The 12,915-nt window shown below is 70.7% G+C and carries 8 protein-coding genes; 4 read left to right on the plus strand and 4 right to left on the minus strand.

What is annotated here, in order from left to right:
- Positions 1–2: 2 nt before the first annotated feature.
- The gene (locus tag OG522_RS26505; protein ID WP_329465500.1) at positions 3–2,108 is read right to left on the minus strand and encodes a PIG-L family deacetylase; all 2,106 of its coding nucleotides are present in this window, start codon (positions 2,106–2,108) and stop codon (positions 3–5) included.
- A 482-nt stretch (positions 2,109–2,590) separates the two neighbouring features.
- On the opposite strand from OG522_RS26505, the gene OG522_RS26510 reads away from it, so the two are divergent.
- Positions 2,591–5,593: a bifunctional [glutamine synthetase] adenylyltransferase/[glutamine synthetase]-adenylyl-L-tyrosine phosphorylase gene (locus OG522_RS26510; protein WP_329465501.1), complete on the plus strand. Its 3,003-nt coding sequence runs from the start codon at positions 2,591–2,593 to the stop codon at positions 5,591–5,593.
- Positions 5,594–5,716: 123 nt separating this feature from the next.
- On the opposite strand, the gene OG522_RS26515 is transcribed toward OG522_RS26510, so the two are convergent.
- The 3 genes from OG522_RS26515 to OG522_RS26525 all read right to left on the minus strand — a co-directional run bounded on the left by OG522_RS26515 (position 5,717) and on the right by OG522_RS26525 (position 9,389).
- A complete protein-coding gene (locus tag OG522_RS26515; protein WP_329465502.1) occupies positions 5,717–6,628 on the minus strand; it encodes a phosphatase PAP2 family protein in 912 nt (303 codons plus the stop codon).
- 102 nt (positions 6,629–6,730) lie between these two features.
- Complete coding sequence (locus tag OG522_RS26520) at positions 6,731–7,759, minus strand: LacI family DNA-binding transcriptional regulator (RefSeq protein ID WP_329465503.1); 1,029 nt, start codon at positions 7,757–7,759, stop codon at positions 6,731–6,733.
- Positions 7,760–7,784: 25 nt separating this feature from the next.
- Positions 7,785–9,389 carry a glycoside hydrolase family 13 protein gene (locus OG522_RS26525; RefSeq protein ID WP_329465504.1) on the minus strand — a complete coding sequence of 535 codons (1,605 nt, stop codon included), beginning with the start codon at positions 9,387–9,389 and terminating at the stop codon, positions 7,785–7,787.
- Positions 9,390–9,691: 302 nt separating this feature from the next.
- On the opposite strand from OG522_RS26525, the gene OG522_RS26530 reads away from it, so the two are divergent.
- The 3 genes from OG522_RS26530 (at position 9,692) to OG522_RS26540 (ending at position 12,899) form a co-directional block, all read left to right on the plus strand.
- Positions 9,692–10,966 carry an extracellular solute-binding protein gene (locus tag OG522_RS26530; protein ID WP_329465505.1) on the plus strand — a complete coding sequence of 425 codons (1,275 nt, stop codon included), beginning with the start codon at positions 9,692–9,694 and terminating at the stop codon, positions 10,964–10,966.
- Between the two features lie 81 nt (positions 10,967–11,047).
- Positions 11,048–12,040, plus strand: coding sequence for a carbohydrate ABC transporter permease (locus OG522_RS26535; protein WP_329465506.1), 993 nt, complete (start codon positions 11,048–11,050; stop codon positions 12,038–12,040).
- Positions 12,041–12,047: 7 nt separating this feature from the next.
- Positions 12,048–12,899: a sugar ABC transporter permease gene (locus OG522_RS26540; protein WP_329465507.1), complete on the plus strand. Its 852-nt coding sequence runs from the start codon at positions 12,048–12,050 to the stop codon at positions 12,897–12,899.
- Positions 12,900–12,915 lie beyond the last annotated feature (16 nt).

The following is a 12,915-nucleotide window of genomic DNA, read 5'->3' on the forward strand; positions in this document are numbered from 1 at the left end:
GGCTAGCGCGCCGCGGGCTGCCAGGCGGCGGCCGGGCCGTCGGTGCCGTCGGTCTGCGTCCAGTACAGCTCGCCGTCCAGGCCGATCGCGGCCGCCGCGGCGGCCGAGCCGTCCTGCACGGCCGCGGGGGCGCCGGTGAACAGGATGCCGCCGTTCGACTTCCACTGCGGGTCGTCGGCGCCCGGCTCCAGCGTGGCGAGCGCGCCGGAGGCGGTGCGGCCCGCGAGGAGCGGACCCGCGGCGCCGACCATGCCGTAGCCGGAGGTGTCGCCGAGGTCGGTGACCTTGGACGGGACCACGCCGGTGAACAGCACGCTCTGGACGTTGCCCGAGTCCACCTTGCGGAAGTACACGCGCACCCCGTCGCCGTCCGCGCGGGCCGACAGGCCCGTCGTGTTCGGCGGCAGCTTGGTGTCCTCGGCGCGCGCGGGCATCGCAGCGCCCGACGCGGGCTGCGCCCACGTCAGCATCGACTTCGGAGTGCTGGAGAAGACGTGGACGCGACCGGCGCCGTCGGTGGCCGCCACCGGGTCACCGGCGAGGTTGGTGCCGCCGAGGTTGGCCCACGGGGTCCACTCGCCGTCGGCGGTCAGGTTCGCGGAGTGCAGCTGACGGTCGCCGCCGCGCAGGAACACGGTGAGCTTGCCGGAGCCGTCCACCGCCGCAGTCGGCGTGGACATGTCGAAGACGCCGTCGCTGCCGCTCTGGTCGGGCGAGCCGAGCGAACGCCACGCTCCGAACTCGCCGCCCGGCGTCGTCTGCACCGCGGCCACCACCTCGCGGCGGTAGTCGGTGAGCCCGGACCCGAACAGGGTGCGGGTGCCGAACACCGCGAGCCGTCCGTCCGGCAGGCGCGTCGCGCTCACGCCGGAGTCCATGCCACTACCGGGGAGCAGGGTGGGCGAGCTCCAGGAGCCGTTCGCGCCGGGTGCCTTGTGCCAGACGGCGAGCTGCTGGTCGAGCACGCCGAACGCCCACAGGCTCCCGTCGGTGCCGGTCTGCAACCAGGAGGTGGAGTTGGTGCGGCTGTAGCGCACCGACTGCGCCCAGTTGTTGCCGTAGGGGCGGACCGACACCTTGCGGTCGCCACAACCCGCCACGCTGTTGCAGTAGTTGTCGTTCGGGTTCATCCAGGCGTACGTCTTCACGATGTCGGCCTTGGCGTCGGCGGCCGGCTTGGCGAAGGTGTGCGGCAGGTAGCTCGTGTTGTAGCCGACGTAGGTCTGGACGCTGAAGTTCGGGTGGTTCACGGACTTCGCGTACAGCTGGAGCGCGGCCTGGGCGAAGCGGGCGCTGTAGATGTGGTCCTGGTGGTCCACGATCTTGTGCAGCTTGCCCTCCTTGCCCGGGGTCGGGTCGAGGGTGCGCACGTGCGTCGGGCGGAAGCGCTCCATCAGCCCGGCGAGCGTCTTGACGACCTGCTCCTTGGTGTACGCGAAGGGGCGGGCCGGGCTGCCGGAGGAGATCTCCGAGGCGAGGGTCGTCACCTGGCCGTTCCACAGGCCGCGCAGGCTGTGCGGCTGGTTGCCGTTGATCGTGCCGGCCTCGTTCAACTGCACCCACACCAGGTGGATGTCCGGGCGCGCGTTCAGCGTGTCGACCTCGGCGGTGCCGCCGCCGGCGGTGGGTATGGCGCTGCGCGTCCACGCGCTCGCCCGGTCGCCGGTCGCCATCTGCGCGTACGCCCCGCGTATGCCGTTCTGGCGGGCCTCGGAGTACTTCGCCTTGTCGACCAGCGGCTTCGGGCCGCCCGGCTTCTTCGGCGGCGGGGCGTTCACGCCGTCCGCCTCGCCGGCCGTGACGTACACCGATGTCATCGGGCGGCCGGAGCGCAGCGACTGGCCGGTGTCCGGGTTCATGAAGAACAGGTCGTCGTCCGGGTGGGCGATGACCTGCATCACGGAGCCGCTCGCGGGCCGCACCGGTCCCGAGGGGGCGGCCGCGGGCGTGGCCGAGGCGCTGTGGCCCGGGGTGTCCGAGCCCTCGGTGTCGGACATCGCGAGTTCCGCGTAGGCGCCGCCCGTGATGAGCGCGGCGGCGAGCGCGGAGCCGGCGACGACACCGCGACGGGAGAGCAGCGCGGAGCGCAGCGGCAGCCTGGACTTCATGGGTACGGTCTTTCGGTGCGGGCGGCCTGGGGCCGGGTCAGTGCGTGGAGCACTTCCTGGCCGAGCCCGGTCGTGAGTGCTCGATCAGGGCTGGTCAGAGCCTGATCGGCAAGGAAGACGAAAGGACCAAGAATCGGGTTCATTTGGACTCGAAGGCAAATCGTGTGGCCTTGATCACCCTGAATTTGCCTTATATCGCCCCAAGTCGGGCATTGGGGGCGCGAACTGGGCGCGTTGGATGGTCGGTTCACGACCCCGACACGGCCACCGGTCGCGATGTGTGATGCTGGTGTCACAGATGGTGGTCGTGTGTCGAGTGGCCGGACCGGACGCGCGGGCCGTCGGACACATCGCCCCCGCACCGCCTCGCCGGGTCCCCGGGCGCCCACTGCGGCTAGGCTCGGGATCCGGGGCTTGATCGGGCGGGCCGGTGCTGCCGGACCCGGCCCGGAGTGCGGGCGTACGAGGTGGGAGGCGGCCAGATGACGGTGCCGGGGCGCAGGAGCAGTACCTTCACACGACTGCTGCGGCATGGCTTCACCGATCCCTCGGCCGCCGAGCGCCTCCTGGAGACCCCCGAGCTGTCGGCCGTACGGTCCGACCCGGTGCTCCTGGACGCCCTCGGCGCCACCGCCGACCCCGATCTGGCCCTCGCCGGGCTCGTCCGGGTCGTGGCGGCGGCCCAGGCACAGGACCCCGGCGAGCGGCAGGCGCTCCTGGACACCCTGGTCGCGGCGAAGCCGCTGCGGGACCGGCTGCTCGGGGTGCTCGGTGCCTCCGAGGCGCTCGGCGACCACCTGGCCCGCCACCCCCTGGACTGGCATGCCCTGGTCACCTACGAGGCGGCGGACCTGCATCCCGGCGTCGCCGAGTTCGAACGGGGCCTCGCCGAGGCCGTCGACCCCGTGACGCTGCGGATCGCCTACCGGCGCTGCCTGCTCGCCATAGCGGCCCGTGACGTGTGCGGCACGACCGACATGGCGCAGACCGCCGCCGAACTGGCCGACCTCGCCACCGCCACGCTGCGTGCCGCGCTCGCCATCGCCCGCTCCGCCGCGCCCGCCGACGCCGCCCAGTGCCGGCTCGCGGTGATCGCCATGGGCAAGTGCGGGGGACACGAACTCAACTACGTCTCCGACGTCGACGTGATCTTCGTGGCGGAGCCCGCCGACGGGGCGGACGAGGGCAAGGCCCTGCAAGCTGCGACCCGGCTCGCCTCGCACCTCATGCGGATCTGCTCGGAGACCACGGTGGAGGGCGTGATCTGGCCGGTCGACGCCAACCTGCGCCCCGAGGGCCGCAACGGGCCGCTGGTGCGCACCCTGTCCAGCCATCTCGCGTACTACCAGCGGTGGGCCAAGACCTGGGAGTTCCAGGCGCTGCTCAAGGCGCGCCCGGTGGCGGGCGATGCGGAGCTCGGCCGGGAGTACGTCGAGGCCGTGTCACCCCTGGTGTGGATGGCGGCCGACCGCGACAACTTCGTCGGCGATGTGCAGAAGATGCGCCGCCGGGTGGTCGACAACATCCCCGCCGCCCAGGTCGAGCGCGAGCTCAAGCTCGGGCCCGGCGGGCTGCGCGATGTCGAATTCGCCGTCCAGCTACTCCAGTTGGTGCACGGACGCAGCGACGCGACGCTGCACAGCGCCACCACCCTTGACGCCCTCGCCGCCCTCGCCGCGGGCGGCTACGTGGGCCGGGCCGACGCCGCTCAGCTCGACGAGGCGTACCGCTTCCTGCGCGCCATGGAGCACCGCATCCAGCTCTACCGGCTGCGCCGTACCCACCTCGTACCGGAGGACGAGGCCGATCTGCGCAGGCTCGGACGGTCGCTCGGGCTGCGCACCGAGCCCGTGGCCAGTCTCAACAAGGAATGGAAGCGGCACGCCTCCGTGGTGCGGCGGCTGCACGAGAAGCTTTTCTACCGGCCCCTCCTGGACGCCGTCGCGCAGCTCGCACCGGGCGAGATCCGGCTCAGCGCCCGCGCCGCCGGGCACCGCCTCGAAGCGCTCGGCTACGCCGACCCGGCCGCGGCCCTGCGCCACCTGGAGGCCCTGTCCTCGGGCGTGAGCCGCAAGGCCGCCATCCAACGCACCCTGCTGCCCGTCCTGTTGGGCTGGTTCGCCGACTCCGCCGACCCCGACGCCGGGCTGCTCGGCTTCCGCAAGGTCTCCGACGCGCTCGGCAAGACCCCCTGGTACCTGCGGCTGCTGCGCGACGAGGGCGCCGCCGCCGAGAACCTGGCCCGGGTCCTCTCGGCCGGCCGGCTCGCCCCCGACCTGCTCCTGCGCGCCCCCGAGGCGGTGGCCATCCTCGGCGACCCCGGCGGGCTCGCACCGCGCGGCCGCGACCACCTGGAGCAGGAAGTACTGGCCGCGGTGGGCCGGGCGGAGACCGCCGAGGGCGCGGTCGCGGCGGCCCGCGGGGTGCGCCGCCGCGAACTGTTCCGCACCGCCGCCGGCGACCTCATCGGCTCGTACGGGACCGAGGACAGGCCGGCCGAACAGGACCCGGGCGCCCTCGTCGACCGGGTCGGCAACGCGGTCACCGACCTGAACGCGGCCACCATCGCGGGCGCCCTGCGCGCGGCCGTACGGGCCGAGTGGGGCGACACCCTGCCCACCCGGTTCGCGGTCATCGGCATGGGCCGCTTCGGCGGCCACGAACTCGGCTACGGCTCCGACGCGGACGTCCTGTTCGTGCACGAGCCCCGCGAGGGCGTGGCTGAAGAGGAGGCCTCGCGGGCCGCCGCCAAGGTCGTGGCCGAGATGCGCCGGCTCCTCCAACTCCCCACCACCGACCCGCCGTTGCTCATCGACGCCGATCTGCGCCCGGAGGGCAAGTCCGGCCCGCTGGCGCGCACGCTCAAGTCGTACGAGGCGTACTACCGCCGCTGGTCGCTGGTCTGGGAGAGCCAGGCGCTGCTGCGGGCCGAGGTGATGGCGGGCGACGCGGACCTCGGGGTCCGGTTCACCGAGCTGATCGACCCGCTGCGGTATCCGGTGGAGGGGATCGGCGACGACGCGGTGCGCGAGATCCGCCGGCTCAAGGCCCGGATGGAGTCCGAACGCATGCCGCGCGGGGCCGACCCCACGCTGCACACCAAGCTCGGGCGCGGCGGCCTGTCCGACGTCGAGTGGACGGTCCAGCTCATGCAGATGCGGCACGGCTGGGAGATCCCGGGCCTGCGCACCACCCGGACCCGGGAAGCGCTGGCCGCGGCGCACGCGGCCGGGCTCATCGACACCGAGGACGCCTCGATACTGGACGAGGCGTGGGTGCTGGCGACACGGGTGCGCAACGGGGTCATGCTGGTGCGCGGGCGGGCCGGGGACACGTTCCCCTCCGACGGGCGGGAGCTCGCCGCGGTGGGGCGTTACCTGGGGTACGAGCCGGGGCACGTGGGGGACATGCTGGAGGACTACCGGCGCCTTACGCGGCGGGCGCGGGGGGTCGTGGAGGAGCTGTTCTACGGGGCGCACCTGTAGCGTGCGGCGGGGTTGCCGGAGACTTCGTCCCCGGGCCCGTGGTCCTCGAAGGCCGGACGGGTTGGGTTTCGGCGCACGCCGTCCTCAAGCGCCGGAGGGGCTGGGTGTTGGCGCACGCCGTCCTCAAGCGCCGGACGGGCTGGAATTCTCTGCCGGGCGGCGCTTGAAGACGAAGACCGGCCGCTTCGCACCCACCACTTGCGGCAGTTCGTGCGGGAGGCTGCCGTACCAGGTGCGGGAGACGAGGAAGCCGAAGGTCAGGCAGAGCAGGCCGCCCACCGCGTCCAGCCAGAAGTGGTTCGCCGTGGAGACGATCACGATCAGGGTGGCCGCAGGGTACAGCAGGCCCAGGATCCTCGCCCAGGGCGCGGACGCGAGCGCGAAGATCGTCAGGCCGCACCAGGTCGACCACCCGATGTGCATCGACGGCATGGCCGCGTACTGGTTCGACATGTTCTTCAGGTCGCCCGAGGCCATCGAGCCCCAGGTGTGGTGCACCAGCACCGTGTCGATGAAGTGGCCGCCGTTCATCAGCCGGGGCGGCGCCAGCGGAAAGAAGTAGTAGCCGACCAGAGCCACGCCCGTCGTCGCGAAGAGCGCGAGGCGGGAGGCCGCGTAACGGCCCGGATGACTACGGAACAACCACACCAGGACACCGATGGTGATGATGAAGTGCAGTGTCGCGTAGTAGTAGTTCATGCCGATGATGAACCATGTCACCGAATCCACGGCGTGGTTGATCGACTGCTCCACCGCGATGCCGAGATGGTGCTCGGCGCTCCAGATCCAGTCGGCGTTCTTGAGCGCCTGCGCCTTCTGTTCGGGCACCGCGTTGCGGATCAGCGAGTACACCCAGTAACTCACCGCGATGAGCAGCACTTCGAACCGGATCCGTGGGCGGCGCGGCAGGCGCAGTCCACGCAACCGGGCCGAAAGTCCCGTTCGTACCGGTTCGGTGGCGGTGGGTGAGGCCGACGGCTCGTTCGGTGGAGCGGCCGTCCGGCCTTCCAGAGTCTTCACGGTCATTTCACCCATAGGGAGAGAGTCTGCCAGATGCACATACCCCCCGCCGATCATCCTCCGGTCGGGTTCGGTCCGCACCTGATACTCCCTGGGGACGAGATTTCCCGACTGACGTCAGGGTCGGCTTAGGGGTTTCGCACCGGAGGTTGAACCCCGTACCACCAGCTCGGGCATGAACACGAACTCGCTGTGCGGGGCCGGAGTGCCCCCGATCTCCTCCAGCAGGGCGCGGACCGCCGCCTGTCCCATCGCCGTCACCGGCTTGCGGATGGTGGTCAGCGGTGGATCGGTGAACGCTATCAGCGGAGAGTCGTCGAAGCCCACCACAGAGACATCACCGGGCACTTCGAGGCCCGCCTGGCGCGCGGCCCTGATCGCGCCGAGCGCCATCATGTCGCTGGCGCAGACCACCGCGGTGCAGCCCTGCGCGATCAGCGCGGAAGCGGCCGCCTGGCCGCCCTCCAGTGTGTACAGCGAGTGCTGGATCAGGCCTTCGGCCTCGTCCGCCGTCAGACCGAGCCGGTCCTGCATCCCGGCCGTGAAGCCCTCGATCTTGCGCAGTACCGGCACGAACCGCTTGGGGCCGACCGCGAGGCCGATCCTGGTGTGGCCGAGCGCGGCGAGGTGGGTGACCGCCAGCCGCATCGCGGCCCGGTCGTCGGGGGAGATGAACGGCGCCCGCACCTTCGGCGAGAAACCGTCCACCAGCACGTACGGAACGCCCTGGGCGCGCAGCTGCTCGTAGCGCTCCATGTCGGCGGTGGTGTCGGCGTGCAGCCCGGAGACAAAGATGATCCCGGAGACGCCCCGGTCCACCAGCATCTCGGTGAGCTCGTCCTCGGTGGATCCGCCGGGTGTCTGGGTGGCGAGCACCGGGGTGTATCCCTGCCGGGTCAGCGACTGGCCGATGACCTGGGCGAGGGCCGGGAAGATCGGGTTTTCCAGTTCCGGAGTTATCAGGCCGACGAGCCCCGCGCTGCGGCGGCGCAGCCGTACCGGTCGTTCGTAGCCCAGCACGTCGAGTGCGGCGAGCACGGATTCGCGGGTGCCGGCGGCCACACCGGGCTTGCCGTTGAGCACGCGGCTGACTGTGGCTTCGCTGACCCCCGCCTGGGCTGCGATGTCGGCTAGCCGTGCGGTCACGGGATGGGACTGTACCGGTCGCACGTCAGATTGCCCACCAGACGGCGGATTCGGCGGGCAGCAGGGCGTTCGTGTCGTCATACTCGACGGCGCCGGTGGTGAGCAACGGCTTTCCCGGGAGCGGGAGTTGGACGGCGCGGTCCAGGGTGTTGAGGGTGCAGACGAAGCCGGGGCGGGTAAAGGAGAGCACCCCCTTCGGTGCCGCGAGCCAGCTCATCGTGCCGTCGCCGAGGCCCGGCAGTTCGCGGCGCAGGGCGAGCGCCGCGCGGTAGAGCTCAAGGGTGGAGTGCGGGTCGCCCGACTGGGAGGCGGCCGAGAGAGCGCGCCAGGATTCGGGCTGCGGCAGCCAGGACGCACCGCTGCCGAATCCGTACGAAGGGCCGTCGGTGGTCCACGGGATCGGGACGCGGCAGCCGTCGCGGAAGCCGTCCTGCCCGGCGGCCCGGTAGAAGGCCGGGTCCTGGCGCACCTCGTCGGGCAGGTCGGTGACCTCCGGCAGGCCGAGCTCCTCGCCCTGGTAGAGGTAGGCGGAGCCGGGCAGCGCCAGCGTGAACAGGGTCGCCGCACGGGCCCGGCGCAGACCCCGCTCGCCGCCGCCGTATCGGGTCACATGGCGTACGACATCGTGGTTGGAGAGCACCCAGGTGGTGGGCGCGCCGACGGCGCCGGCCGCGGCGAGCGAGGCGTCGACCGTGGCGCGCATCTCCTCGGCGTCCCAACGGCACGTCAGGAACTGGAAGTTGAAGGCCTGGTGCAGTTCGTCGGGGCGTACGTACAGGGCGAGGCGCTCGGGCGAGGGGGCCCAGGCCTCGGCGACGGCGATGCGTTCGCCCGGGTAGGAGTCGAGCAGCCGGCGCCAGGCGCGGTGGATCTCATGCACGCCGTCCTGGTCGAAGAAGGGGAGCACCTGGCTGCCGATGAGCTTGGCCTGCTCGCTCGCGCCGATGTCGGGCAGGCCCGCCGCCTTGACCATGCCGTGGGCGACGTCGATGCGGAAGCCGTCGACGCCGAGGTCCAGCCAGAAGCGGAGCACCGATTCGAACTCGGTGCGCACCGCGGGGTGGTCCCAGTCGAGGTCGGGCTGCTCGGGGGCGAACAGATGCAGGTACCAGTCGCCGTCGGGGGCCCGCGTCCAGGCGGGCCCGCCGAACACGGACTCCCAGTCGTTGGGCGGGAGTTGACCGTCCTCGCCCTTGCCGGGGCGGAAGTGGTAGTGCGCGCGCTCGGGGCCGCCGGCCAGCGCCGCGCGGAACCAGGCGTGCTGGTCGGAGGTGTGATTGGGGACGATGTCGACGATGACGCGCAGCCCGAGCCGGTGGGCCTCGCGCACCAGGTCGTCGGCGTCGGGCAGCGACCCGAAGAGCGGGTCCACGGTCCGGTAGTCCGCCACGTCGTAGCCGCCGTCGGCCTGCGGGGAGGCGTAGAAGGGGGTGAGCCAGACCGCGTCCGCGCCCAGCTCCTTCAGGTGGGGCAGCCGGGCCCGGATGCCGGGCAGGTCACCGATGCCGTCGCCGTCACTGTCCGCGAAGGAGCGCACGTACACCTGGTAGATCACGGCGTCGCGCCACCAGCCGGTCCGGGGGCCGGTGTGCCCCTGCTCGGGGGCCGTCGTCGTCAGCTCCTGCGTCATGTGCGGTCCCTCTCGAAAGCCTGCAACCCCTGCGATCGCGCCTACGGGATCAACGCCGATGGCCTCCGAAAGTAACAGGTCTGCAAGGAATTGCGGAAGCCTTGCAGGGGTGTGCCAGGCGGCTATGGACCAGTCGTACCGCCTTTGACAAGGCGCACAACGGCAACCGTGCGGACACGCTGACGTAACGATCACCCGGGCTTGCAGAAATTCTCCGCAAGGTCTTTCGGACTCCTTTCATCCTTGTTACGTTCCTGGCGATCCGGCGCCGTGATGGAACGGCACCCAGTGAAGGAGTTCACATGCGACGTGGCATAGCGGCCACCGCTCTCGCCGCGAGCCTCGCGCTCGCGGCGACGGCCTGTGGTGGCGGCGACAGTGACGGCGGCAAGGCGGACGGCCCCGTCACCATCACCTGGTGGGACACCTCGAACGCGACCAACGAGGCACCCACGTACCAGGCGCTGGTCACGGAGTTCGAGAAGGCGAACCCGACGATCAAGGTGAAGTACGTCAACGTTCCCTTCGACCAGGCGCAGAACAAGTTCGACACCGCCGCCGGCGCCAAGGGTGCCCCGGACGTGCTGCGCGCCGAGGTCGGCTGGACGCCCGCCTTCGCGAAGAAGGGGTACTTCCTTCCCCTTGACGGCACCGAGGCCCTCGCCGACCAGGCCAAGTTCCAGCCCAACCTGATCAAGCAGGCCCAGTACCAGGGCAAGACCTACGGCGCTCCGCTGGTCACCGACACCCTCGCCTTCGTCTACAACAAGGCCCTGTTCGCCAAGGCCGGCATCGCCAAGGCCCCCGCCACCTGGGACGAGCTGAAGGCGGACGCCGCCCTCGTCAAGGAGAAGGCGGGCGTCGACGGCTACTGGGGTTCCACCGCCGGGTACTACGCGCAGCCGTTCCTGTACGGCGAGGGCACCGACACCGTGGACACCGCGAGCAAGAAGGTGACCATCGCAAGTGCCCCCGCCGTCAAGGGACTTGAGACCTGGAAGGGCCTGTTCGACGGTCCGGGCCTGCACAAGGCGGACGTCACCGCCGACGCGTACGCCCACATCCAGGACGCGTTCGTGAACGGCAAGGTCGCCGCGATCATCCAGGGCCCGTGGGAGATCACCAACTTCTACAAGGGCGCCGCGTTCAAGGACAAGGCCAACCTCGGCATCGCCACCGTCCCGGCGGGCTCCGCGGGCAAGGCGGGCGCCCCCACCGGCGGCCACAACCTGTCCGTGTACGCGGGCTCCGACAAGGCGCACGCGGCCGCCGCGCTGAAGTTCGTGAACTTCATGACCTCGGCCAAGAGCCAGGAGACCATCGCGCTCAAGAACTCCACGCTGCCCACCCGCGAGGACGCTTACAGCGCGCAGGTCAAGGCCGACCCGGGCATCGCCGGCTACCAGGGCGTCCTGGCCGCCGCCCAGCCGCGGCCCGAGCTGCCCGAGTACAGCTCGCTGTGGACCCCGATGGACACCACCCTGCCGAAGGTCGCGGACGGCAAGGAGCCCGTCGCCGACGCCACCAAGAGCCTTGAGCAGGACATGGCCAAGCTGGTTCCCGACTTCACCAAGTGAGCCCCGCCGCCGGGCCGTTCCCCCTCGGGGACGGCCCGGCGGTACGCACGTCCGCCGAACTCCCCCGGAAAAGGTGTCGAGATGACCGTTGCCGTCGATGGCGCGGCCCCCACGAACGCGTCCAAGGCGCGCAGGGGGCTGCCGGAGCGCCTCAGGCAGTCCTGGCAGAAGCACTGGTACGCGTACGCGATGGTCGCGCCGATCGTCGTCGTGCTCGGCGTCCTGGTGCTCTATCCGCTCGTCCAGGGCGTCTACTACACGCTCACCGACGCCAACAGCCTCAACTCGGCACGCACCATCGGCGCCAACCACATCGACGCGACCTACGAGTTCGTCGGGCTGCACAACTACGCGGACGTCCTGTGGGGGCCGACCGCCTGGGACCGGTTCTGGTCGCACTTCATCTGGACCGTCGTGTGGACCGTCGCCTGTGTGACCCTGCACTACGTCATCGGGCTCGCGCTCGCCCTGCTGCTTAACCAGAAGCTGCGCGGCCGCACCTTCTACCGGATGATGCTGATCCTGCCCTGGGCGGTCCCCACCTTCGTCACCGTCTTCTCCTGGCGCCTGATGCTCAGCGACTCCGGCATCGTCAACACCGCGCTCGGCACGCTCCACCTGCCGCAGCCCCAGTGGCTGGAGGAGCCGCACTTCCAGCAGCTCGCCGCGATCCTCGTCAACACCTGGGTCGGTGTGCCCTTCATGATGGTGTCGCTGCTCGGCGGGCTCCAGTCGATCTCCGCCGACCTGTACGAGGCCGCCGAGATGGACGGCGCGAGCGCCTGGCAGCGTTTCCGCCACGTCACCCTGCCGGGGCTGCGCCCGGTCAGCGCCACGGTCGTGCTGCTCGGCATCATCTGGACGTTCAACCAGTTCGTGATCATCTTCCTGCTGTTCGGCAACGGCGGCGCCCCCGACGCCCAGATCCTCGTCACCTGGGCCTACCGGCTCGGCTTCGGACAGCAGCCCCGCGACTTCGCGCAGTCCGCCACCTACGGCGTGCTGCTGCTCTCCATCCTGATCGTCTTCACCTCCTTCTACCGTCGCTGGCTGGCCCGCAATGAACAGGTCTGATGCCCCCATGGCTACCAAGGTCGTTTCCCGGGACCACGGCAGGCGCCGCACCGCCGTCCTGTCGCACCTGGCGCTGGGCGTCGCCAGCCTCGTCGCCCTGTTCCCCATCGCGTGGCTGGTCTTCATCTCGCTCGGCCCGGACAAGGACGACTACCTGCACCCCGGCCGCATCTGGTCGAAGATCACCTTCTCCAACTACGCGTTCGTCACCGAGCACACCAGGTTCTTCACCTGGCTCGGCAACACCGCCCTGATCGCCCTCCTCACCTGTGTGATCGGCGTGATGTTCGCGGCGACCACCGGTTACGCGGTCTCCCGGATGCGCTTCCCCGGCTACCGCAAGCTGATGTGGGTGCTGCTCGTCACCCAGATGTTCCCGATCGCCGTGCTGATCGTGCCGATGTACCAGATCCTCGGCGACCTCGGCCTCATCGACACCTACGGCGGCCTGATCCTCGTGTACTGCTCCACCGCGGTGCCGTACTGCGCCTGGATGCTCAAGGGGTACTTCGACTCGATCCCCATCGAGATCGACGAGGCGGGCCGGGTCGACGGACTCACCCCGTTCGGCACCTTCTTCCGCTTGATCCTGCCGCTCGCCCGGCCGGGCCTGGCGGTCGCCGCCTTCTACACCTGCCTCACCGCGTGGGGCGAGGTGGCGTTCGCCTCCACCTTCATGCTCGACGACAGCAAGTACACGCTCGCCGTGGGCCTCTCCAGCTTCGTCAGCCAGCACGACGCCCAGTGGAACTACATGGCCGCCACCGCCGTACTCATCGCGATCCCGGTCTCCGCCGTGTTCTACCTGGTGCAGAAGCACCTGGTCACCGGCATGACCGCGGGCGCCACCAAGGGATGAGCCAGGGCCCCGCCCC

The sequence above is a fragment of the Streptomyces sp. NBC_01431 genome, assembly GCF_036231355.1.
Classification (GTDB): domain Bacteria; phylum Actinomycetota; class Actinomycetes; order Streptomycetales; family Streptomycetaceae; genus Streptomyces.

Excerpts from the sequence above, each read along its gene's own strand:
- OG522_RS26505 (WP_329465500.1), bottom strand. The coding sequence starts at position 2,108 with ATGAAGTCCAGGCTGCCGCTGCGCTCCGCGCTGCTCTCCCGTCGCGGT.
- OG522_RS26510 (WP_329465501.1), top strand. The coding sequence starts at position 2,591 with ATGACGGTGCCGGGGCGCAGGAGCAGTACCTTCACACGACTGCTGCGG.
- OG522_RS26515 (WP_329465502.1), bottom strand. The coding sequence starts at position 6,628 with ATGGGTGAAATGACCGTGAAGACTCTGGAAGGCCGGACGGCCGCTCCA.
- OG522_RS26525 (WP_329465504.1), bottom strand. The coding sequence starts at position 9,389 with ATGACGCAGGAGCTGACGACGACGGCCCCCGAGCAGGGGCACACCGGC.
- OG522_RS26530 (WP_329465505.1), top strand. The coding sequence starts at position 9,692 with ATGCGACGTGGCATAGCGGCCACCGCTCTCGCCGCGAGCCTCGCGCTC.
- OG522_RS26535 (WP_329465506.1), top strand. The coding sequence starts at position 11,048 with ATGACCGTTGCCGTCGATGGCGCGGCCCCCACGAACGCGTCCAAGGCG.
- OG522_RS26540 (WP_329465507.1), top strand. The coding sequence starts at position 12,048 with ATGGCTACCAAGGTCGTTTCCCGGGACCACGGCAGGCGCCGCACCGCC.